Genomic DNA, 25241 nt, shown 5'->3' with positions numbered 1-25241 from the left:
GCGTCCCCCCCGCCGCCTCCCTCCACTTTTCCGCACACCCCATTCCATCCGTCCAATCCCATGCCGTGGAGACCACCCGCATGAACGCCTTCGCTCGCGCTCTCGTCGCCGCCACCGTTCTTGGAAGCGGCCTCGCCGCCGCCCTCCCGGCATCCGCCGCCGACTGGTTCCCCTATCCGGCGGTGGAGGTGACGCCCGCCTTCTCCGCCGACGGCAAGCCGAAGGACATCTCCTACAGCCCGCTGGCGAAGGCGGCGAAAAAGTGGGACATCTGCGTCTCCTTCCCACACATGAAGGACGCCTATTGGCTGGGCGTCGATTTCGGTGTCGTGGAGGAGGCCAAGCGGCTGGGGGTGAAGGCCAACATCGTCGAGGCCGGCGGCTATACCGAGCTGAACAAGCAGATCAGCCAGATCGAGGATTGCGTGGCGCGCGGCGCCAACGCCGTGGTGATCGGCGCCATCAGCTTCGACGGGCTGAACAATCTGGTGGCGGAGTTGGCCAAGAAGAGCATCCCGGTCATCGATGTCATCAATGGCATCTCCTCCCCGGCGCTGACCGCCAAGTCGCTGGTCTCCTTCCACACCATGGGGGCGGAGACCGGCCGCTATCTCGCCGCCAGGCATCCGGCCGGCAGCCCGCCGGTCAAGGTCGGCTGGTTCCCCGGCCCGGCTGGCGCCGGCTGGGTCGAGGCCGCCAACAAGGGCTTCATGGAGGCGGTGGCCGGTTCCGCCGTGCAGGTGCTGGAGCCGCGCTATGGCGACACCGGCAAGGAGGCGCAGCTTCGGCTGGTCGAGGACGTGCTCCAGGCGACCCCCGACATCAAATACATCGCCGGCACCGCCGTCACCGCCGAGGCGGCGCAGGGCCTGCTGCGCGAGCGCGGACTGACCGACAAGGTCGGGCTGCTCGCCTTCTACATGACGCCCGGCGTCTATCAGGGCATCAAGCGCGGCTTCATCCAGGCCGCCCCGGCCGACTCCATGGTCATCCAGGGCCGCATCGCCATCGACCAGGCGGTGCGGGCGCTGGAGAAGACCGATCTGGTCCGCCATGTCGGCCCGAAGATCTTCGTCGTCGACAAGAGCAATGTCGGCAGCGTGCCGCGCGACAGCATCCTGCCGCCGGACAGCTTCGCTCCGATCTTCAGCGTGAAGTAAGGCCGTCTTCCCCCCGCCGCCGGCTTCCGAGGGGAAGCGGCGGCGGGGATCATCCGGAGTGTGCGCATGTCTCCTCCCGTCCTGATCCGCACCGTCGCCCTGACCAAGCGCTATCCCGGCGTCACCGCGCTGGACCGCGTCGATTTCGACCTGCGCCCCGGCGAGGTGCATGTGCTGTTCGGGGAGAATGGCGCCGGCAAATCGACCCTGATCTCGCTGCTGGCCGGGGTGTCCGCCCCGAGTGACGGCGAGATCCTGGTGCGCGGCCATCATGTCCGCTTCACCGGCGTCGCCGACGCCCGCGCCGCCGGCATCTCCGCCGTCTTCCAGGAATTCTCGCTGGTCCCCAGCCTGACGGTGGCGGAAAACCTGTTCCTGGGCGACGAACCGCGCAAAGGCCCCTTCCTCGACCGCCGGGCGATGCGGCGCAAGGCCGCCGCCCTGTTCGCCGACCTCGATTTCGCCATCGATCCGAAACGGCTGGTCGCCACGCTGAGCCGCGCCGAACAGCAGATGGTGGAGATCGCCAAGGCCCTGCATGGCGAGGTCGGCATCCTGATCCTCGACGAGCCGACCGCCTCGCTGACCGACCGCGAGGTCGATCATCTGTTCGCCGTCATCGCCCGCATGAAGGAGCGCGGCGTCGGCATCATCTACATCTCGCACCGCATGCAGGAATTCGCCCGCATCGCCGACCGCGTCACCGTACTACGCGACGGAAAGCGGATCGGCACGGTGGCGATGGCCGAGACCAGCGAGGCGGCCCTGATCGAAATGATGGCCGGCCGCGCCATCGGCGAGATCTACCCCGTCATCATCCGCGATCCCGGCCCCGCCCTGCTGCGAACGAAGGGGCTGCGCGCCTGGGGCGTCCACGGTGTCGATCTGGAGGTGCGCGCCGGCGAGGTTCTGAGTGTCGCCGGTCTGGTCGGTTCCGGCAAGTCGCGCAGCTTCCGGGCGCTGATGGGCCTGTTGCCGGTCGAGGCCGGGCGGGTGACGCTGCGCGGACAGGACGTCACCGGTGCGGCGACCCGCGACCTGATGCGGGCCGGCCTCTGCTATGTGCCGCCCGACCGCAAGACCGAGGGGCTGCAACTGGCCTTCACCACCCGCGACAATCTGGCGCAAGGGGAGCTGGCCGGCGCGCAAAGCCGCTTCGGCCTGCTGCCCTGGCGGCGTATCCGCCGGAACTGCGAGATGACCGCCGAACGGGTCGAACTGCCGCCGGCCTATCGCGGCAAGGCGGTCGGCCAGCTGTCGGGCGGCAACCAGCAGAAGGCGCTGTTCGGCCGCGCGCTCGGCCGTGACTATGACCTCTACATCTTCGACGAGCCGACCGTCGGCGTCGACATGGGGGCGCGGGCCGCCATCTACCGCCTGATCCGCGAACTGGCGGAAGCCGGCAAGGCGGTGGTGGTGATCTCTTCCGACCTGCCGGAGGCGATGAATCTCGCCCACCGCCTGCTGGTCTTCGCCCATGGCCGCATCGCCGCCGAGTTGGAGGGCGACGCCATCAGCGAGGCCGCCATCCTCGCCCATTTCTTCGATCCGATTCCCCCGGCTTCCACCCCATCGGCTCCCGTCCCAGACCAAGAAGCGAGACTGACCGCATGAGCGCCACCTCCTCCGCCGGATCGCCGCTGTCCGGCACCGCCCCGGTCTCCACCTCCGTCCGCCTGCGCGCGGCCGGGCGTGCGCTGTTCCTGCGCCTCGGCGTGCTGCCCTTCTTCCTGGCCGTGGCGCTGGCCGTCTTCGCGCTGACCTCCGACCGCTTCCTGACCACCGACAACCTCGTCAACGTCGCCCGCCAGTCGGTCTATCTGGTGCTGGTGTCGCTGGGCCAGATGATGGTGCTGATCACCGGCGGCTTCGACCTCGCGGTCGGGGCGACGGTGGCGCTGACCTCCGTGGTGTCGGCCCTGGTGATGGCGGCGCTCGGCGCAGCTTTCCCGGACGCCCCGGTCCTGGTGATCGCGTTCGGCGCGCTCGCCGGTTTCGTGGTGGCGGCGCTGGTCGGGCTGGCCAATGGCGCCGGCGTCGCGCTGTTCGGCGTTTCGCCCTTCATCATGACGCTGGGGGTCAGCTCGGTGGCGGCCGGCGGATCGCTGTTCCTGACCGGCGGCGTCCCGGTGTCCGGCCTGCCGGCGGAATTCGCCGATCTGTTCGGCTTCGGCCGCTGGCTGGGCATCCCGGTGCCGGTGCTGGTCGCGGCGGTGGCGATCGCCATCGCCTGGGTGGTGATGACGCGCACCCGGACCGGCGCCCATCTCTACGCCGTCGGCGGCAATATCAAGGCGGCTAGGCTGTCGGCCATCGACACCGGGCGCACGCTGATCGTCGCCTATGTCCTCTGCGCCCTGATCGCCGCGCTGACCGGCCTGCTGCTGACCGCGCGGGTGGAATCGGGCGAGGCCAATCTGGGCGGCACGCTGGCCCTGGAATCGATCGCCGCCTGCGTCATCGCCGGGGTGTCGCTGCGCGGCGGCATCGGCCGGGTCGAGACGGTGGTGCTGGGCGCCTTCTTCATCGTACTGGTGCAGAACGGCATGAATCTGGCCCAGATCGGTTCCTACCTGCAGATGGTGCTGTTGGGCGGGCTGCTGATCCTCGCCGTGATCTTCGACCAGATCCGCTACCGGATGATGATGGGGTCCAAGCTGTGAAAAGCCCTATTTCTCGCCGATGAAGGCGCAGTGGGGAAAGGTCTGGAAATCGTAGCGGCGGATGCCGAGGTCCGGTTCGTGGCGGCCGAGCCAGTCCAGGACGGCGAGATGGGCGGTCTGGTCGAGCATCCAGCATGGCCGGCCGCCCAGCAGGAAATGGCCGATATAGGCCGCCAGCGTCTCCAGATACCGACCGGCCAGCGGCGTGTCGTTGTAATAGACGAAACCGACCGGAATTTCACGGAACGGCCCCCGCCGCCGGCGGTCATGCATCACGCCAAGATCGTATCCGGCCATCTCGCCGGCGAGACGCCGCAGGTCGCTGCGGGTGGTGGCGTCGAGATCGACGACGATCACCGGCCGACCGAGGCGCCTGTGCCATTGCTGGAGGCGAATGAAGCGCGCGCAGGCATAGTAGGTGACGCGCTGGGCGTGGGACCACCCGGTGAGGTCGGGTTGCTCGGTGGACAGGCCGATGGACAGCGGATGAAGCCGCCGCCATTCCCCGAGCATCCCGAGCAGCGACGGCGACGGCGACACAACGTTCAGCACGACCGAGGCTCCAGGGCTGGACTCGGCGATGGAGCGGAGGAGGTCCGGCCCGAAACGGCGCACATACAGCTCGTCGCCGCTCATCATGATGACGGGCCCCTGCCCCTCGGGCAGATCCGCCACGATGGTCATCCCGGACAGCCGGGCGATCACATCATCGAGCGGCGGCAGAGTCTCGAAGAACGCATCGTCGGCCCGCAGCATCGACCAATAGCCGAGTTCCCCCGCGCCCTCCAGCTCCGCCGGGGTGAAACGCGCCGCGAACCTCCTCTGTAACTTCGAAACAAGCGGCAGGCGGCCACGGCGATAGACGTGATAGCCCACCAGCGAGGCCGCCAGAACGTCCTTGGGGTCGCTGCGCAGGCGCCGCCACGCCGCACCGGCCACCCATCCGAGCCGGCGGTCGTCGAGAGCCCCCAGTTGGAACAGGTCGAGCGCCAGCGCCAGCCACAGCCGCAGGCTACCCGGCTCGTCCGGATGAATGGTCTGGGCAAGGCGCAGATGATCGAAGGCCTTGACCGCCAAGCCGAGATCGACCGGAACCGCCTTGCCCGGCGACCAGTCCAACAGGCCGCTGCGGTGCTGGAGCAGCCGGGCGAGCGCATCATGCGCCCGCACCGACCGGGGGTCGCGCGCGACGGCAAGACGAGCGGCGATCTCCAGACGGCTGCCTTCCTTCCTGCGCAGAACCTCGAGATTGTTCAATGCCTGCTTATGGTCCGGCGTCACCGCCAGGATCCGCTGATACCAGACGGCGGCCTCCAGCGGCGATCCGGTCCCGGCCGGCGCCGGGGCGGCCATGATATTCGCCAGATTGTAGGTCCCCGCCACATGGGCGGGCGCCAGCGCCAGCGCCCGGCGACAGGCCTGCTCGGCCTCCTCCGACCGGCCGGCGCCGCGCAGCAGGCTGGCGAAATTGGCCCGATGATCGGGATTGTCCGGCTGGGCCGCCACCACCCGGCCGAACTGGTCGGCGGCCTCCGCCGGACGCCGGGTCTGCATCAGCAGCAGGCTCAGCATCTGCATGGCCTGGAGATGGCCGGGCATGGCCGTCAGCACATCGCGATATCCCGCCTCCGCCGCCGTCAGATCGCCTTGCTGATGCCGGCCGATGATATGACCAATGTCAACCATGCCCATTCCCAACCCCTTGGCCTCCAGCCGCGATGACCATCACCGCCAGGAGGCGGTGATGGCGGTCTCGACCTGGGGATAGGCATCGGGATCGATGGTCATCGTGCCGGCCGACGGCGGGGCGAAGCCTGCCATGGCCTGGACCAGCCGGTCCACCATGGAATCCAGCAGGACGGTTCCATCGGCGGTTTCGATGCTGTCCATGTGATGCTCGGCGCCGCTGTACCAGCCGGCGACCGTCACCGCGTCGTCGGTGCCGACGACCCGCACCTCCAGATCGCTGCCCGATTTGCTGAACCACAATTGATGGGCATCGATGCCGGCATCGAACACCAGCCGGTCGTTGTCGACGTCGCCATCATTCTCGACAATGCGGTCATGCCCGCCGCCACGTCCGAAACGGTAGACGTCATCGCCCAACCCGCCGGCCAAGGTGTCGTCACCCGCCCCACCGCTCAAGGTGTCGTCGTTGAGGACGGATCTCGACACCATGACGCCATTGGAAGCGAAGCCGACGATGTCGGCGCGGCCATCGCCGTCAACGTCGGCGGCCATCCGAGGATATATCTCCCCGGAGTTCCAGCCATTGTAACCATAGTCCCTGGTCGCAAGGCGGTGCCGGCTGAAGGTGCCATCCGCCCGGCCGAACGAAACATAGGTCCCATCTCCAGCAAAGCCCACGATGTCCATCCGGCCATCACCATTCACATCGGCCAACTGACGGGGATAGACGAGCTGCGACGTCCAGCCACTGTTCTTGGTGAAACCGCCACTGTAGGCGACTTGCAGCGGGGCGAACGTGCCGTCGGCGCGGCCACGGGCGATGAAGACCTGATCGGCACCGAAGCCGACGATGTCGGCCATGCCGTCTCCATCGACGTCGCCGACAAGGCGGGTGTACTGCTGATCGTTGGGCCAGCCATATCCGGTAGTGAAGCTGCCGGTGTAGGCGGTCTGGACGGCGCCGAAGGTTCCGTCCACCTGTCCCAGCGCGGTCAACACGCTGCCGCCGGTGAACCCGACGATATCCGCCCGGCCATCGCCATTCACGTCCCCGAGCAGGCGCGGATAGGAATTCGTACCCCAAAGAGCGTTCGCCGTGAATGTTCCGCTCATCACCGCACGCGACGTCGCGAAACTGCCATCCTCGCGGCCGAGGGCCACCTCCACCTCGGAGTACTTGAAGCCGACGATGTCCGCCCGACCGTCGCCATTCACGTCCCCGAGCAGTCGGGGATAGAGTGTTTGTTCGTCCCAACGGGTCTCCGGCGTGAAGCTTCCGTTGTAGCCGACCTGGGCCGGACCGAAGCTGCCGTTGGCCTGCCCGAGAGAGACCAGAACGGGGGTTCGGGAAAAGCCGACGATGTCCGCCCGGCCATCGCCATTCACGTCCCCAAGCAAACGCGGGCGGGAAACGGATGACGCCCAACCCTGTGCGGGGGCGTAATTTCCGGTGAATGCCATCGTCATCGCCTCGAACATGACGGTGCCGCTGTCCGCCGCGGCATCGCCGACCAGGACGTCGTTGCCGTCGCCGCCCTCCAGCGAATCCCGCCCGGTGCCGCCCACCAGCGTGTCGGCGCCGGCCCCACCGGTCAGGCGGTCGTCGTCGGCACCGCCGGCAAGCATGTCGGCGCCATCGCCGCCGTCGATCACATCGTTGCCGCTGCCACCCGACAGGTTGTCGTTGCCGCCGCCGCCCAGCAGGGTGTCGTTGCCGGCCTCGCCATAAGCGACGTCATAGTCGCCGCTTCCCGCGACATCGGCCCGGCTGTCCAGCAGGTCGTCGCCGTCGCCGCCATGCAGCTCGTCGCGTCCGGTGCCGCCGATCAGCGTGTCATCGCCCCTCAGACCAGACAGCGTGTCGTTGCCGCCCCGTCCATCGATCAGGTCGCCGTTGACATAGCCGACCAGCATGTCGGCGCCCTCGCCGCCGGTGCTTTCCAACCGCAGGGCGGGATTTGACAGCAGCACCTCCGTGCCATCCTGGAAACGGACGGTCCGCAGGTAGGCGCTGCCCTCGCCGACACCGTTGAAGCGGTTGGCGATGACCACCTGCTCCGCCCGATCGCGGAAGCGCAGCACCAGATTGTTGTCGAGCCGCGCGAAATAGAGCTGGTCGGCCGCGAAGCCGTCGCCGAACAGCAGCGTGTCGTTGCCGCCGCCGCCACGGACGGTGTCCCGGCCGCCGTCATAGATCACCAGATCGTCACCGGCGCCGCCATCGATGGCATCGTCGCCGTCGCCGCCCCGGATGGTGTCATTGCCCGCATCGCCCAGCAGAATATCATTGCCGGCACCACCAAGGATGACATCGTCGCCATCGCCACCCCGCAGGCTGTCCTGGCCCGCCTCGCCGAGGAGAAGGTCGTTGCCGGCGCCGCCATCGAGCGTGTCGTCGCCATCGCCGCCGGACAGGCTATCGATGCCGTCGCCGCCCGAGAGAGCGTCGTTGCCGGTGCCGCCGTCCAGCGTGTCGTCGCCGGCATCGCCACTGAGGATGTCATTGCCGGCACCACCGGACAGCGTGTCGTTGCCGAGATCGCCCGTCAGGGTGTCGTCGCCGGCACCGCCATCAAGCGCGTCGTTGCCGGCACCGCCCCACAGGAAGTCGGCGCCGTCGCCACCGTCGAGCGTATCGTCGCCGGCCTCGCCATTGAGCCTGTCGGCGCCATCACCGCCCGACAGGGTGTCGTCACCGTCGCCACCCCACAGGGTGTCGTTGCCGGCGCCGCCATCGAGCGTGTCTTGTCCGGTGCCGCCATAAAGGGAATCGCCGCCGCCGCCGCCACGCAGGCTGTCGTCGCCGTCCTCACCGAACAGCGTGTCGTTGCCGGTCTGGTCATCGCCGCTGTCGAGCAGGTCATTGCCGGCCCCGCCATAGACCAGATCGCTTCCGGCACCGCCATACAGGCTGTCGTCGCCGCCATAGCCATAGAGGCTGTCATTGCCGCCGCCGCCGCGGATGGTGTCCGACGCGGCATAGCCCTCCAGCTTGTGGTCCGCCGCATCGTCCCAAGTGTCGATGATCAAGGCGGGATCGGTCAGGTCGACGGTGCGGCCATCGTCGAACAGCAAGGTTTGCAGGTACTTGACGCCATCGCCCGCCCCGTTGAAACGGTTGGCGATGACGATCCGGTCAGGCTTGCCGTTGAACCGGAGATGCAGGTCGGCGCCATAGCGCTCGAACCGCAGATCGTCGCGGCTGTATCCGGCGCCGACGGACAGGGTGTCGTTGCCGCCGCCGCCGACCACGGTATCGGCACCACCCTGGTAGAGCACGAGGTCGTCGCCGACCCCGGTGTCGATCCAATTGGCCCCGGCACCGCCGCCCAGCGTATCGTTGCCGTCCCCTCCCATGAGCGTATCGGCACCAGCGCCGCCGGACAGGCTGTCGTTCCCGGCATTGCCCTCGATGGAGTCGTTGCCGGCGTTGCCCTCGATCACGTCGTCGCCGTCGCCGCCATAGAGCGCGTCATTGGCGGAGCCACCCCGGATCGTGTCGTCGCCTGCCTCGCCATAGGCCATGTCGCCGCTGACCGTCTCGTCCCGGCTGTCGATCAGGTCGTCGCCGTCGCCACCATACAGGGTGTCGACACCGTCACCGCCATACAGCGTGTCGTCGCCGCCATAGCCGTAGATGGCGTCGGTGCCCCCATTGCCGCGAATGACGTCGCCGGCATTGTAACCCTCCAGCACATGGCCGGCATCGCCGTCGCGGGTCAGGATCATCAGGTCGCGGCGCGACAGGTCCACCGTATCGCCATCGGCGAAGCGCAGGGTCCGCACATAGTCGGTTCCCTCGCCATTGCCGTTGAAGCGGTTGGCGATGACGATCCGCTTGCCGGCGTCATCGAAGACCAGATGCAGCTCCGTGCCGAAGCGCTCCAGACGCAGGCCGTCCTTGGCATAGCCATCACCGAAAACCAGCTCGTCGCCGCCGCCGCCGCCGCCGATGGTGTCGGCGCCGCCCTCATACAGGATGGTGTCGTCGCCGGTCCCGCCATTGATGGAATTGGCGCCGTCGCCACCCGCCAGCGTGTCGTTGCCGGCACCGCCGAGCAGGCTATCGTTGCCGGCGCCGCCCGACAGGCTGTCGGCCCCCTCGCCACCCGAGAGGGTATCGGCCCCGTCACCGCCGATCAGCGTGTCGTTGCCGGCACCACCAATCAGGCTGTCATTGCCGGTGCCGCCCGACAGGCTGTCGCTCCCCTCGCCGCCGTCAAGGATATCGGCCCCGGCACCACCGGTCAGCAGATCGTCGCCGGCATAGCCGTAAAGCGTGTCGTTGCCGCCAGCGCCATCGATGCTGTCATTGGCCTTGTAGCCGAAGAGAACCTCGGCCGTTTCCTGGCCGTGGGTTTCCATCACGATGGTCTGGGCCGAAAGATCGACACGGCTTCCATCGGCGAACCTCACGGTCTGGACGAAGTTGGCACCGTCGCCCTCGCCGCTGAAACGGCCGGCCAGGATGATGCGGTCGCCGGTATCGCGGAAATTCAGGTGCAGGTCGGTGCCGATGCGCGAGAGATACATCTGCTCACGCTTCAGGCCCGCACCCAGCTCCAGCACGTCGGCGCCACCGCCGCCGGTGATGCTGTCGATACCCTCGCCCGCGGTGAAGCGGATCAGGTCATCGCCGGCCCCGCCGTCGATGGTGTCGTTGCCGATGCCGCCGTCCAGCGTGTCGTCGCCGGCCTGACCATAGAGATAGTCGGCCCCGGCACCGCCCAGGACGGAATCCGCGCCATCCTCGCCATAAAGATAATCGGTGCCGCCGCCACCATCGATCAGGTCGTTGCCGGTCCCGCCATAGGCGACATCGGTTCCACCCCCGCCATAGATGGTATCGTTGCCGCTGCCGCCATAGGAGACGTCGTTGATGCCGCCGGCATTCGGGTCGTCGCGGTTGTCGATCAGGTCGTCGCCGGCACCGCCATGCATCTCGTCGGACCCGGTTCCGCCCAGGATGGTGTCGTTGCCCGCACCGCCGAGAATGGTGTCGTTGCCGCTGTCGCCCGACAGGCTGTCATTGCCGAGACCGCCGCTGAGGACATCATTTCCGTTGCCGGCGCTCACGACATCATCGCCAGCGGGCTCGTTCGGCGAAGGCGGTGGCAAGGCGGTCCCGACACCCCAGCTATAAGCGTTCCCTTCGGAAATCCACCGGTAAGGAGACACTCCATCCGCATAATATATATTATTGGTTCCAGGGAATGGCACACCGTTGACCTCGATGCCATCAATATAGACCCAGGCCCTGTCTTGAGGCGTATCCCCGGATTCCCTCGCAACTGAAATGGTGAGGGCGGATGCCGCTGATTTGTCTCGAACAGTGAAGAGGAAATCAGCCATCTGGCCGGGAGCTGGGCCGTTCTCATAGGAGATTGGTACTGTAATGCGCTGATATAGCAGTACCTGCCCATCCAAGCTGATCGTGGTAAGCGGCCATTTCTTAGCATAATGCGCACCCATCCGAATCCGGATGGTCACCACCTCGTTCCCCGTAGTGGACACCTCGTCACCCCACAGCCGGTCCTCACCGTCCCCTCCGATGACCGTGTCGCTCCCGTCACCACCATAGACCATGTCATTACCGACTCCGCCGTCGATGACATCGGTGCCGGCACCGCCACGCACCTGATCATTGTCGGCCCCACCGCTCAGCGTGTCGTCGCCGCCATAGCCATAGATCGTATCGTTGCCGGCCTGACCGTCGATGGTGTCGCCGACATTGTAGCCTTCCAGCTTTTCGCCTCCGGCGCCGCCGATCGTCTGGATCACCAGATCCTTGCGGGTCAGATCCTCGCGCGATCCGTCGGCGAAGCGCAGCGTCTGGGCATAGGCGGCACCGTCGCCGGCACCGTTGAAACGGTCCTTGACGATGATCTGGTCGGTGCGGCCGGTGAAACGCACGTAAAGGTCGTTGCCGAAGCGGGAGAAATAGAGCTTCGCCTTGTCGAAGGACGCATCCAGTTCGATGATGTCGTTGCCACCACTGTTATAGACGATGTCCTGGCCGCCATCGAAGCGGATGACGTTGTCGCCGGCTCCGCCATAGAGCGTGTTGATGCCGGCGCCGCCGATCAGCGTGTCGTCACCGGCATCGCCAAAGAGCGTGTCGTCACCGTCGTTGCCCAGCAGCAGATCGGCACCCGCCCCGCCATAGACCGCGTCGCCGCCGGCGCCGCCGTCCAGCGTATCGTCGCCGGCATAGCCGTAGATGATGTCGTTGCCGCCGAGCCCCTGGATCAGGTCGCCGACATTGTAGCCCTCCAGCGTCTCCGCCCAGTCATGCGCCAGCGTCTCGAGCTTCAGGGCCGGATCGGTCAGATCCACCTCCCGCCCATCGGCGAACAGGATGCGCTGGACATAGCTCGCCCCGTCACCCGCCCCTTTGAAGCGGTTCGTCAGCACGATCTCGTCGGCGGCGTTGCGGAAGCGCAGATAGAGGTCGTTGCCGAAACGGGCGAAATAGAGGTCTTCGCGCTTCAGCCCGGTGCGGATTTCCAGAACGTCGCTGCCGCCCTCGTTGGTGATGGTGTCGCGCCCGCCGCTATAACGGATCACATCGTCGCCGAGGCCGGTCAGGATGCTGTTGGTCCCCGACCCGCCCTCCAGCGTGTCGGCCCCGTCGCCGCCCTGGAGGGAATCGTCGCCTTCGCCGCCAAGCAGGCTGTCGTTGCCGGCATTGCCCTCCAGCCAATCATTGCCGCCATTGCCTTCCACCCGGTCATTGCCATCGCCGCCGGAGAAGGTCTCGCCGGCATCGCCGCCGAGGATGGTGTCATCACCCGCCTCGCCATAGGCGACGTTCCGCGACGCGCCGGCGCCGGTATCGTCGCGGTTGTCGATCAGGTCGTCGCCGGCCCCGCCATAGAGCTGGTCGGCGCCCTGGCCACCCAGCAGCGTGTCGTTGCCGGCCCCACCGATGATGCTGTCGTTGCCATCGCCGCCCAGCAGCAGGTCGTTGCCGTCCTCGCCCTCCAGCTGGTCGTCGCCGGCGCCGCCGATCAGGCTGTCGTCGCCGCTCCCGCCCAGGATGCTGTCGCTGCCGGCGCCGCCGTCCAGCGTGTCGTCGCCGGCATAGCCGTAAATTGTGTCTTTGCCGCCGAGCCCCTGGATCAGGTCGCCGACATTGTAGCCCTCCAGCGTCTCCGCCCAGTCATGCGCCAGCGTCTCGAGCTTCAGGGCCGGATCGGTCAGATCCACCTCCCGCCCATCGGCGAACAGGATACGCTGGACATAGCTCGCCCCGTCGCCCGCCCCTTTGAAGCGGTTCGTCAGCACGATCTCGTCACCGGCGTCGCGGAAGCGCAGATAGAGGTCGTTGCCGAAACGGGCGAAATAGAGGTCCTCGCGCTTCAGCCCGATGCGGATTTCCAGAACGTCGCGGCCGCCCTCGTTGGTAATGGTGTCGCGGCCGCCGCCATAGCGGATCACGTCGTCGCCGAGGCCGGTCAGGATGCTGTTGGTCCCCGACCCGCCCTCCAGCGTGTCGGCCCCGTCGCCGCCCCGCAGGGAATCGTCGCCTTCGCCACCCAGCAGGCTGTCGTTGCCGGCATCGCCGTACAGCGTGTCGTTCCCGGCATCGCCCGACAGGCTGTCGTCGCCGTCGCCACCCTCCATGTAATCGCCGCCGCCGCCGCCGCCGATCACGTCATTGCCGGCGCCGCCATAATGGAGGTCGGCATCGTCGCCGCCCTCCAGCGTGTCGTCGCCATCGCCGCCCTCCAGCCGGTCAGCCCCGCTGCCGCCGATCAGCCGATCGTTGCCCAGCCCGCCGAACAGCGTGTCGTTGCCGGCCCCGCCATCCAGCACGTCATCGCCACCATAGCCAAAAATTGCGTCAGCACCGCCCAGACCGCTGATGGTGTCATTGGCGTGGTAGCCTTCCAGCGTTTCCGGCCCATCGGTCGCCACCGTCTCCAGCACCAGGGACGGATCGGTCAGGTCGGCCTCCTGCCCGTCGGCGAACAGCACGCGCTGCACATAACTCGCCCCGTCGCCTTCCCCCTTGAAACGGCCGGTCAGCACCACCTCGTCGCCGCGGTTGCGGAAACGCAGATAGAGGTCGTTGCCGAAACGGGCGTAATACATCTCCGCCTTGGTCAGCCCGCCGCCGATCACCAGGGTATCGAAACCGCCTTCGTTGGTGATGGTCTCCCGCCCGCCGTCGAAGCGGATGGTGTCGTTGCCGGCGCCGGTGAACAGCCTGTCGGTGCCGCCGCCACCCACCAGCGTGTCATCGCCATCGCCACCCTTCAGAATGTCGTCGCCGTCGCCCCCTTCGAGCAGGTCATTGCCGGCCCCGCCCTCCAGCGTGTCCGCGCCGGCTCCGCCGGCCAGACCATCATTGCCGTCGCCGCCCGACAGGAAGTCGGCGCCGTCGCCACCCGACAGGGAATCGGCCCCGGCCTCGCCATAGAGGCTGTCATTGCCGGCGCCACCCGACAGCGTGTCGTCACCGACATCGCCATAGAGGGCATCGGCACCGTCGCCCCCCTCGGCGCTGTCGTCACCGGTGCCGGCATAGAGGAAGTCGTCACCCGCCCCGCCGTCGAGGCTGTCATCGCCGGTGTAGCCATAGATGGTGTCGTTGCCGCCCTGGCCGCGGATGATGTCGCCGACATTGTAACCCTCCAGCTTCTCGCTGGCGTCGGTCGCCACCGTCTCCAGGGCGATGTCCTGCGCCGTGACGGCGAAGTCGGAGCCATCGGCGAAGCGCAGCGTCTGAACGAAGGTCGCCCCGTCGCCGGGTCCGTTGAACCGCCCGGTCAGGACGATCCGTTCCGCCGAATTGCGGAAGCGGATATGAAGGTCGTCGCCAAAACGCGCGAAATAAAGGTCGGCACGGGTGATGCCCGCCCCCATCTCCAGCACGTCGTTGCCAGCTTCGTTGGTGATGGTGTCGCTGCCGCCGCCATAGCGGATCAGGTCGTCGCCGGCTCCGCTGAAGAGCGTGTCGTTGCCGGCACCGCCGGCCAGCGTGTCGTTGCCGGCACCGCCAAGGATGTTGTCGTCGCCGGCGCCGCCGTCGATGCTGTCGACACCATCCCCACCATCGATGCCGTCATTGCCGCCACCGCCAGACAGGCTGTCGTCACCGGCACCGCCGAAAATCACGTCGGAGCCACCGCCCCCCAGGACGGTATCGTTGCCATCGCCGCCGGAGATCGTGTCTCGCGCGCCGTCGGTGCCGGGATCGTCGCGCCCATCGATCAGGTCGTCGCCGGTACCGCCGTCGATCGAATCCGAGCCGGTGCCGCCGATCAGCGTGTCGTTGCCGGCATAGCCGAGGATCGTGTCGTTGCCGCCGGTTCCCTCGATCCGGTCGCCGACATTGTAGCCCTGCAGATACTCCGCCGCCGCCACCCCCACCGTCTCCAGCGCGATGTCGGTGCGGGTCAGGTCGAAGCTGCTGCCGTCGGCGAAGGCCAGCCGCTCGACGAAGGAGGTGCCGTCACCCGCCAGATTGAAACGTCCGGTGACGACGATCTCATCGGTCGGCCGCCCGCGGAAGCGGATGTAGAGGTCGTTGCCGAACCGGGCGAAGTAAAGGTCGCCCCGGCCGATGCCGGGACCGAACTCGATGCGGTCGAGGCCACCATTGTCCAGGATGAAGTCGCGGCCGTCGCCGATGCGGTAGACATAGACGTCGTTGCCGGTTCCACCGTCCAGCGTGTCGTTGCCGATGCCGCCGATCAGCGTGTCGTTGCCGTCGCCGCCGCTCAACCGGTCGTCGCCATCCTGGCCGAGCAGCAGGTCGTCGGTCGCGGCACCGGTCAGCAGGTCGCCGCCGGTGCCGCCCAGCATCGCCGTTTCGCCCAGCGGCATGGTGGTGCCGTCGGCGAAGGTCAGCCCGGCCAGCCCGCTGGTGCCGTCGCTGGCCGAGAAATGGTTGACGATGCGGATCTGCCGGCCAGTGGCGCGGACCTGGACGATCAGGTCGCCGCCGGACCGCGTCAGCACCACATCCTTCCAGTCGAGCCCGCCGGGCAGGCCCACCGTGTCGCCGCTGCCGGGGAACACGATCAGGTCGGTGTCGATGCTGCCGAACCGGAAGACCGACGGGCCGTCGCCGCCGATAAAGACGTTGCCGCCCCCGAGATTCCACGGCGCCCCGGTCGGGAAAGCCACCTGGTCGAGCTGATACTGGAAGTGATTGACCACCAGCACATCGACCGTGCCGTCGGCCGAGACGATGCGCAGATCGTCATGTTCGCGCACCAGCCGCAGGTTGGCCGGCGGGATGCCGGCGCCGAAGACCAGCCGGTTGCCCTCGCCCGCCGGGTGGATGGTCACCGGGCCGCTGGCGGAACCGACGCTGTAGCTGTTGTTGCCGCGGCTGCCGATCAGGATGCCGTTGCCGGCGACCGACCATGTCTGGCCATCGCCATAGCGGACGGTGGACAGGCCGGAACCGCTGCCCGCCAGACCGGTGGGACCGAAATGGTTGACCACCGTCAGGTCGATGCTGCCGTCGTCGGTGTAGACGCGCAGGTCGACGCCATCGCGCTCCATCCGCACCAGCGCCGGGTCGATGCCGGGACCGAAGGTCAGCCGGTCGCTGCCGCCGCCGGGGAAGAGATAGCGGTGACCCTGGCCGGGCAGCACGGTGAAGTCGTCGGTCCCCTGCTGGCCGAACATCACGCTGTCGCCCTGTAGGTTCAGCGTCACCCCGCCGGAGAAGGTGACGGCGTCCAGCCCGCGGGCCAGCCCGTCGGTGGGCGCGGTGAAGTGGTTGACGACGCGCACGACGCGCCCGCTGCCGACGAAGGCGACCACCAGATCGACGCCGTCCTGGCGCAGGGTGACGTCGCCCGGCGAAACATCGGGACCGAAGACGATCTGGCTGCCGCCGCCACCGGCATGGATGATCTGGGTCGCCGGGCCGGTCTTGCCGATGGTGAAGCGGTCGCCCCCGCCGGTGCCGATCAGCGTATAGGGCGAGGTCAGGTCGAAATTCCGCCCGTCGGCGAATTCCAGCCTGCCAGCGCCGTTGAAATAATTGATGATCGTCACCGCCTGCCGGGTGCGGTCGTTGAAGACCTGTAGATCGGAGCCGGTGCTGATCAGCCGCACCTCGGTGCTGTCGGTGTCGCCGAAGACCACGCGGTCACCGCCCTCGGCATAGATGGTCTTCGACCCGCTGTCCTCTCCGACCAGGAAGACGGTTTGGCCCTGGCCGCCGATCAGCAGCCCGTCGCCGGTCAGCGGCAGCTCCGTGCCGTCGGGACGGGTCAGCGACTTCATCGGCGTGCCGGCGAAGTGGTTGACGATGGTCAGCGCGTCGCTGGTGCCATCGATGGTGATGCGCAGATTGTCGCCGACGCGCGCCACGCGGATCCTGGATCCGTCCACCGTGTCGAGGAAGCGCAGACGGTCGTCGCCGACGCTGTCGGGATAGACGATCACGTCGCCCATGCCGCGCTGGATCACGAACTGGTCGTGGCCGGTGCCGCCGATCAACACCTTGCCGCCCTGGATGTTCCAGGTGGTGCCGTTGTTGAAGACCAGATCGCCGATGCCGTTCATGGCGAAATGGTTGACGATGATCATCTCGTTCGGCTGGCCGACGATGGTCAGATGCAGGTCGTTGCCGACGCGCACGATGCGGGTGGTCGCCGGATCGGCATTGATGCCCAGATGCTGTCCGGGCGCGCCGGGATAGATGAACATCGGGCCGCCGGGAATGGTCTCCGCCCCGCCGCCGCTGATGAAGACGTTGGTGCCGGTGATCGGCCAGACCACGCCATTGGAGAAGACGATCTCCGGGATCGTCGTCACCCCGCCGGTGACGAACTGGTTGACGATGGTCATGCTGTCGCCGCCGGCGGTGACGCGCAGGTCGTTGCCGACGCGGGTCAGCCGGACGGTGGACGGGTCGATGCCGGCGGCCACCTCGATGCGGTCTTCACCGCCCTGATTGCCGCCGCCATAGACCACGACGGAGCCCATGCCGGGCGACAGGACGAAACGGTCGGCACCATCGGTGCCGATCCGGGCGTTGGGACCGCCGACCGTCCAGACTGTGCCGTCGGCGAAGGCGAGGTCGCGCGCCTCGTTGCCCAGGAAATGGTTCAGCACGGTGATCCTGTCGGCGCTGTCGCGCCGCCGGATCTCCAGATTGTCGCCGACCCGCCGCACCATCGTGTCGAGGGTGTCGAAACCGGTGCCGAGCCGGAGCCGGTCATTGCCGCCGCCGGGGAAGAGTGACACGCCGCCGATGCCGGGATTGGCGGTGAAAATGTCGGTGGCGCTGGTGCCGACCAGCAGGCTGGCGCCCCAGATGTTCCAGATGTCGCCATCGATGAAGCGCAGCGTATGGGCGCCGCCGCTCGCCCCGCCGGAGAAATGGTTCAGCACGGTCAATTTGTCGGGCAGCGTGCGCAGACCGATCACCAGATCGTCGCCGACCCGCTGCATGGTGACGCTGGCCTTGTCGATGCCGGGACCGATGACGATCTGGTCGTTGCCACCGCTGGGCAGGATCGACTTGGCGCCGCCGCCGACCGTCAGGGTATAGCTGTCGTCACCGGCCCCGCCGATCAGCATGGCGGGATCGGAGAGGTTCCAGAAGCGCCCGCCGGCATAGACATTCTCGAGCAGCGACGCGCCCCAGCCGCTGGCGAAATGGTTCAGCGCCGTCACCTTGTCGCCGGTTCCCTTCACCGAAATGACGAGGTCGTCGCCGACGCGGGTGAAATCCAGCTTGTCGGCGCCGATGGCCGACGCGAGGTTCAGCGTGTCCACCCCCTTGCCGGCGAACAGGGTGACGGCGCCGTCGCCCGGCTTGAAGGCGAAGACGTCGCCGGTGTCGCCGCCGATGCGGAAGCCCGCCCCGGCGTCGAGCGGCCACACCGTCCCGTCGGCGAAGGTCAGGCTGCGCAGCACGCCGTTGCCGGCACCGGTGCCGTTGAAATGGTTGAGCACCACCACCCGGTCATTGCCGCCGCCGATCTCGATGACCAGCTTGTCGCCATCGCGGCGCAGGGCCACCTGGGACGGCAGGATGCCGGCCGCCAGGACCAACCCATCGCGGCCACCGCCGGTCGCCAGCACGCGCTCGCCCAAACCGCCGCCGATCTCGACCCGCTCGTCGGCGGCGGTCCCGGCCAGCAGGCGGGTGTTATCGATGGCCCATTCGGTGCCGTCACCGAAACGGATCGTCCGGAAGCCATCGGGATTGCCGTCGAAATGCCGCTTGATCAGCCAGGAGTCGCCGGTGCCCTCGTAGGAGAGGCGCAGGTCATCGCCCTCGCGGCTCAGCCGCATGCGGTCGGGATCGATGGTCGTCGCGAAGGCGATGCTGTCGTTCCCGGCGCTGCCATAGAGCGTCGTCTGCCCGCCATCCAGGCCGAAGACCATGCGGTCGTCGCCGCCGCTGCCGATGCGGATGTCGGTGCCGCGCACGCGCCAATGGCTGCCGTCGGCCAGCTCGATCGCCTCCACCCCGCCATTGCCGGCGCCGGCCAGCGCCTCCGCCGAGAAATGGTTGAAGAGGAGAAGCGAGCGGTCGGTGCCGACGATGCGGATCTCCAGATCGTCGCCCTTGCGCGACAGGCGCAGATCGTCGGCGGTCACGTCGGCGCCGAAGCGGATGACGTTCACACCCGCATCGGCATGCAGGCTGTGGCTGGTGAAGCCCGGCTCGATGGCGACGGTGTCGTCGCCGGTGCCGCCCAGCAGCAGATCACCGCCCCATACCGGCCAGACCACGCCATCGGCGAACTGGATCTGACGGACGCTGCCCTCCCCAGCCCCGGCGGCACCGTTGGCGGCGAAATGGCCCATGATGGTGACGCGGTCGCGGGCATAGCCGTCCTCGCCGGCCGGGCCGCCCTGGGCGTCGAACAGGATATGCAGATCGTCGTCGATACGCACCAGATGGGCGATCTCGTGGCGGAAGCCGGCGCCGAACCGAACCGTGTCGTTGCCGCCCTCGCCGAACACCACGACATGGCCGGCGCCCGACGGCGCGGTCAGCACATCGTCCCCGACGGTGCCGGTGACCACGAGGTCGCCGAACATCCGCACGCCGTCCTGGACATGGACCGTGGTCGTGCCGCGGGAATAGAGGTTGTAGAGGATCGACCCGACGGTCTCGCTGCCGCCGCGCCGCCAGCCGGATTCCTTGAAGGTGACCAGATCGCCGCGGTCGCCGGTGACATAGAGCGGCCCGCCGCCGGTGTCGGCCAGGATGCCCTGTTCGTTCAGGATCAGGGTCTGGCGGCCGGGATGGCCGAGGTCGATCGCCTCGATGCCCCGGACCCCGCCGGACCCGGCGCCGGTGACGACCAGCCGTTCGCCCTCGAAGCGCAGGGTATCGAAGCCGCTGCCGCCGTCGAGGCTGGCGAACCCATCGTCCAGCACCCGCAGCGTATCGTCGCCCGCCCCGCCGGCGAGACTGTCGGCGCCGCCGCGCCCGTCCAGATAGTTGGCGGCGCCGTCGCCGGTCAGGCTGTCGGCGAGGCCGGTGCCGATCAGGTTCTCCACCCCGTCGAGCCGGTCGCCCTCGGCATCGCCGCCCCGGCCGATGCCGGTCGCCAGATTGACCGACACAGCCCCGGCGGAGGCCGAATAATCGGCGGTGTCGAGGCCGGCCCCGCCGCTGAGGCTGTCGGCCCCGGCGCCGCCGATCAGCGTGTCATTGCCGCCGCCGCCGCGCAGGCGGTTGGCCCCGCCGTCGCCGGTCAGCCGGTCGGCAGCCCCCGAACCGGTCAGATTTTCGATGCCGGACAGCACATCGCCGGTGGCGTCGCCGCCATCGGCGGTTCCATCGGCGAGGCTGACCGTCACCCCGGCCGCCGAACCGGTATAGTCGGCGGTGTCCGAGCCGTCGCCGCCGATCAGCGTGTCGGCTCCCGCGCCACCGCGCAGGCTGTTGTCCTGCCCGTCGCCGACCAGACGGTCGGCGCGGCTGGAGCCGATCAGGTTCTCGACCCCGATCAGCACGTCGCCGGCGGCCGTGCCGCCAAGCCCGGTGCCGGCCGCCAGATCGACCGTCACGGCGGAAGCGGAGGCCGAATAATCGGCGGTGTCGCTGCCGGCCCCGCCGATCAACGTGTCCGCCCCCGCCCCGCCGACCAGCGTGTCGTTGCCGCCGGCACCATCCAGGATGTTGGCGCCGGCATCGCCAATCAGCCGGTCGCCGAAGGCGGAGCCGGTCAGATTCTCGATGCCGCTCAGCCGGTCGCCCTGGGCGTCGCCGCCCGACCCCGTGCCGCTCGCCAGGTTGACGGTCACGGCGGCGGTGGAGGCCAGATACTCCGCCGTGTCGATGCCGTCGCCGCCGACCAGCGTGTCGGCGCCACCGAGCCCGACCAGCGTGTCGTTGCCGCCGCGCCCGTCAAGCCGGTTGGCGTAGGCGTCGCCGGTCAGCCGGTCGTCATGGTCGGACCCGCCCAGATTCTCGACACCGGACAGCACATCGCCCTCGGCGTCGCCGCCGGCACCGCGGCCGGTGGACAGATCGACATCGATGCCGGCGCTCGACCCCGCGTAATCGGCGCTGTCGATGCCATCACCGCCGATGAGGCTGTCCGCCCCGGTCCCGCCGGACAGCCAATCATCCCCGGCGCCGCCCTCCAGACGGTTGGCCCCGCCATCGCCGGTCAGCCCGTCGTCGTGGGCCGAGCCGGTGACGTTCTCGATGCCCGTCAGCAGGTCGCCCTCGGCATCGCCGCCAACCCCGGTGCCGGCCGCCAGATCGACTATGACGCCACCAGCGGAGGCGGCATAGTCGGCGCTGTCGGCTCCATCACCGCCGATCAGCGTATCGGCCCCCTGGCCGCCGGCCAGCGTGTCGTCGCCCGCCCCGCCTTCCAGGACATTGCTCCCGCTGTCGCCGGTCAGCCGGTCGGCGAAGGCCGAGCCGGTGAGATTCTCGACACCGGACAGCACGTCGCCCTCGGCGTCGCCGCCGGTTCCGGCCCCCGCGGCCAGATCGACCGTCACGCCGGCACCCGATGCCGAATAATCGGCGAGGTCGATGCCAGCGCCGCCGATCAGCGTGTCGGCGCCGCCGAGCCCGGCCAGCCTGTCGTCACCCGCCCCGCCATCGAGGCGGTTGGCGGTCTGCGCACCGGTCAGCCGGTCGGCGAAGGCCGAACCGGTCACATCCTCGACCCCCGACAGCGCATCGCCCTCGGCATCGCCGCCGGCACCGCTGCCCGCGGTCAGATCGACGCCGACGCCGTCAGCGGAGGCCGAGTAATCGGCAAGGTCGGTGCCATCGCCGCCGATCAGCGTGTCGGCGCCGCCGAGCCCGATCAGCGTGTCGTTGCCGCCCCGGCCATCCAGCAGATTGGCGCCGGCATCGCCGACCAGCCGGTCATCGCCGTCCGAGCCGGTCAGGTTCTCGATCCCCGACAGCACATCGCCCTCGGCGTCGCCGCCCGCCGCCGTTCCCGCCGACAGGTCGACCGACACGCCGCCGGCGGATGCCGAATAGTCGGCGGTGTCGATGCCGTCGCCGCCGATCAGCGTATCCGCCCCCTGGCCGCCGGCCAGCGTGTCGTCGCCCGCCCCACCATCGAGACGGTTCGCCCCGGCATCGCCGGTCAGCCGGTCGCCATGGGCCGAGCCGGTCAGGTTCTCGACACCGGACAGCACATCGCCCTCGGCGTCGCCGCCGGCTCCGCCACCGCTCGCCAGATCGACAGCCACGCCCGCGCCGGACGTTGAGTAGTCGGCCGTGTCGATCCCCTCGCCGCCGATCAGGGTGTCGGCCCCGCCAGCCCCGGCAAGCACATCGTCGCCGGCACCGCCATCGAGGTGGTTCGCCCCGGCGTCGCCGGTCAGCCGGTCGCCGTGCGCCGAGCCGATCAGGTTCTCGACGCCCGACAGCACATCGCCCTCGGCATCGCCGCCGGTCCCGGTCCCGACCGCCAGATCGACGGTGACGCCGGCCCCGGACCCGGCATAGGTGGCGGTGTCGATGCCGTCGCCGCCATCCAGCCGGTCGGCGCCGCTGCCGCCATCCAGCACATCGTCGCCGGCACCGCCCGACAGGCTGTCGTCCCCCACCCCACCCGACAGGCGGTTGTCGCCGCCGTCGCCGGCCAGCGCGTCGTTGCCGCCCCCCGCCAGGATGGTCTCGATGCCCGACAGCCGGTCGGCCATCCAGCCGCCGTGGCGCAGCTCGCCGGTCCGCAGATCGATGGAGATCGCCTCGGTCTCCGCCGAATAATCGGCGATGTCGATGCCGTCGCCGCCGATCAGGACATTGTTGCCGCCGCCGCCCTTCAGCACATCGTCGCCGGCCCCGCCGATCAGCGTGTCGGCCCCCATGCCGCCGATCAGCGTGTCGTCGCCGTCGCCACCGTCCAGATAATCGCCGTTATAATCGTTGCCCACCGACAGCCGGTCGTTGCCGGCACCGCCGATCAGCGTGTCGCTGCCGAGACCGCCGTCCAGCGTGTCGTTGCCGGCACCGCCGTCGAAGCGGTCGTCGCTCCAGACATCGTCGCCGTCGCTGACCAGATCGTCGCCGTCGCCGGCCATGACGACATCGCGGCCACCGCCGCCGAGGATGGTGTCGTTGCCGCTGCCACCATCGATGCTGTCGTCGTTCTCGCCGCCGTCGATGCGGTCGTCGCCGGAACCGCCGCGGATGCTGTCCGCGCCGATGCCGCCATTGATCACGTCATCGCCGCTGCCGCCGTCCAGCGTGTCGCCGACATCGCCGCCCAGCAGCGTGTCGTCGCCGCTGCCGCCATAGAGCCGGTTGGCGTCGGTGCCGCCATCCAGCAGATCGTCGCCCATCCCGCCATAAAGCAGGTCGGCGCCGCTGCCGCCATGGAGGCTGTCGTTGCCGGTGCCGCCATCCAGCGTGTCGTCCTCGCTGCCGCCCTCCAGCACATCGTCGCCGGAGCCGCCATAGAGCCGGTCGCTCTGCGCCCCGCCGCGCAGCGTATCGGCCCCCGACCCGCCGCGCAGGGTATCCTCGCCCCAATCGCCGGTCAGCCGGTCGTTGCCGGCCCCGCCCAGCAGCGTGCCGCCGCCGCCGCCGCTGTCGAGGCTGTCGTCACCACCGCCGCCCTCCAGCGTCTCGGCACGCCAATCGCCGGAGACGGACCGGCCGTCGCCGCCCGGCGCCTCGCCCGCCTCGGACGCCCGCTCCTCGGCCGGGGACAGCCCCTCGGCATCGGCGGCGCCATCGTCGCGGGCGGCGGTGACGCCGATGTGGAAGACCTTGTCGGTGCTCATCCCGACGGCGTCGGTGACACGGACGGTCACGGCATGGACGGGAGCGCGCAGGTAATCGAGATCGGCCCCGGTGGCGACGGACAGCACGCCGCTGGCGGCATCGATGACGAAGCGGCCGCCGGCATCGTCGGTCAGGCTGTAGGCCAGCGCGTCGCCATCCGGATCCCGGGCCTGGGCGGTGCCGACCACCGTCCCCGCCGCCGCATGCTCGGCGACGGCGGCACCGTCGAGCGTCGCCTCGCCCGGCGCGTCGTTGACCGCGGCCAGCGCCACCGTGACGGTCTGGGAGGAGATACCGCCACGCCCGTCCGCCACATCGATGCGGAAACTGTCACCGCCGGCATAATCGGCGTCGGGCATGTAGGTGAAGCGGCCATCGTCGCCCAGGACGAGACGGCCATGGGCCGGGCCGGCGCCGATGCCGTAGGAGAGCGCATCGCCGTCGGGATCGCTGGCCCCCACCGTCCCGGCAAGCGGCGTATCCTCGGTCCCGGTCAGCGACTGGTCGCCGACCACCGGCGCCCGGTTGGGGGCGGCGGCGACCAGTCCGGCAAGGTCGCCGACCGCCACCGTCCGGCCGTCCACCGTCACCTCCAGCGCGTTCCAGTTGGTGGCGGCAAGCCGGATCGCCTGCCCGCTGAAGCTCTGGCCGTCATCGCCATAGCGCTGGATGAAGTCGGCCAGCGCGACAAGGTCGGCGGCGACGGCCGCCGTCACCTGCCCGGCGGTCAGCGCCACCCGCAGCCGGTCATAGCCGGCGCCGCCGTCGAGCGTGTCGGCCCCGGCCTGATCGGACAGCACATGGTCGAGCTGATCGTCACCGCCGCCGGCCTGGACCAGATCGGCCCCGGCGCCGTCGGCGAGCCGGTCGGCCCCCATGCCGCCGATCAGCGTGTCGTCGCCGTCGCCGCCGTCCAGCACGTCGCCGTTATAGTCGTTGCCCACCGTCAGCCGGTCGTTGCCGGCACCGCCGATCAGCGTGTCGCTGCCGAGACCGCCGTCCAGCGTGTCGTTGCCGGCACCGCCGTCGAAGCGGTCGTCGCTCCAGACATTGTCGCCATCCCGCACCAGATCGTCGCCGTCGCCGGCCATGACGACATCGCGGCCACCGCCGCCGAGGATGGTGTCGTTGCCGGCGCCGCCATCGATGCTGTCGTCATTCTCGCCGCCGTCGATGCTGTCGGCGCCATCGCCGCCGGAAATCACGTCGTTGCCCGTCCCGCCGCTGATCACGTCGTCGCCGGCCCCGCCATCCAGACTGTCGTTGACGCTGCCGCCGATCAGCGTGTCGTTGCCGGCGCCGCCGAACAGGCTGTTGGCCCCGGTCCCGCCATCGAGCCGGTCATCGCCGTCACCGCCCTCCAGCACATCATCGCCGTCGTTGCCGAGCAGAGTGTCGTTGCCGGCCCCGCCGCGCAGCGTGTCGGCGCGCCAGTCGCCGGTCAGCAGGTCGTCGCCGTCGGTGGTCACGGTGCTGGTCATCGGCTTATCCTCTCGCAAGATCGGCCCGGTTGGGTCC

At 68.9% G+C, this 25241-nt stretch carries 5 protein-coding genes; 3 read left to right on the top strand and 2 right to left on the bottom strand.

The features are described 5' to 3' along the window. Positions 1–80 precede the first annotated feature (80 nt). The 3 genes from torT to AZL_RS16650 all read left to right on the top strand — a co-directional run bounded on the left by torT (position 81) and on the right by AZL_RS16650 (position 3823). The gene (gene torT, locus AZL_RS16660) at positions 81–1160 is read left to right on the top strand and encodes a TMAO reductase system periplasmic protein TorT (RefSeq protein WP_042444103.1); all 1080 of its coding nucleotides are present in this window, start codon (positions 81–83) and stop codon (positions 1158–1160) included. A gap of 66 nt (positions 1161–1226) precedes the next feature. Further along, positions 1227–2774 (top strand): sugar ABC transporter ATP-binding protein, encoded by a 1548-nt coding sequence (locus tag AZL_RS16655; protein WP_042444101.1) that lies wholly within the window; start codon positions 1227–1229, stop codon positions 2772–2774. Then, entirely contained in the window at positions 2771–3823 is a 1053-nt protein-coding gene (locus AZL_RS16650) for an ABC transporter permease (protein ID WP_012975666.1), read from the top strand. The genes AZL_RS16655 and AZL_RS16650 overlap by 4 nt, the downstream gene beginning before the upstream one ends. Before the next feature lie 6 nt (positions 3824–3829). Here the strand turns inward: AZL_RS16650 and AZL_RS16645 are convergent, their stop codons facing one another. Continuing rightward, the gene (locus AZL_RS16645) at positions 3830–5509 is read right to left on the bottom strand and encodes a tetratricopeptide repeat protein (RefSeq protein ID WP_148219451.1); all 1680 of its coding nucleotides are present in this window, start codon (positions 5507–5509) and stop codon (positions 3830–3832) included. Between the two features lie 39 nt (positions 5510–5548). After that, positions 5549–25204, bottom strand: a complete 19656-nt coding sequence (locus AZL_RS37525; protein WP_012975664.1) for a calcium-binding protein — start codon at positions 25202–25204, stop codon at positions 5549–5551. Positions 25205–25241 lie beyond the last annotated feature (37 nt).

Source organism: Azospirillum sp. B510 (assembly GCF_000010725.1).
In the GTDB taxonomy this organism is placed as follows: domain Bacteria; phylum Pseudomonadota; class Alphaproteobacteria; order Azospirillales; family Azospirillaceae; genus Azospirillum; species Azospirillum lipoferum_B.
This window is presented reverse-complemented; position numbering and strand designations above follow the sequence as displayed.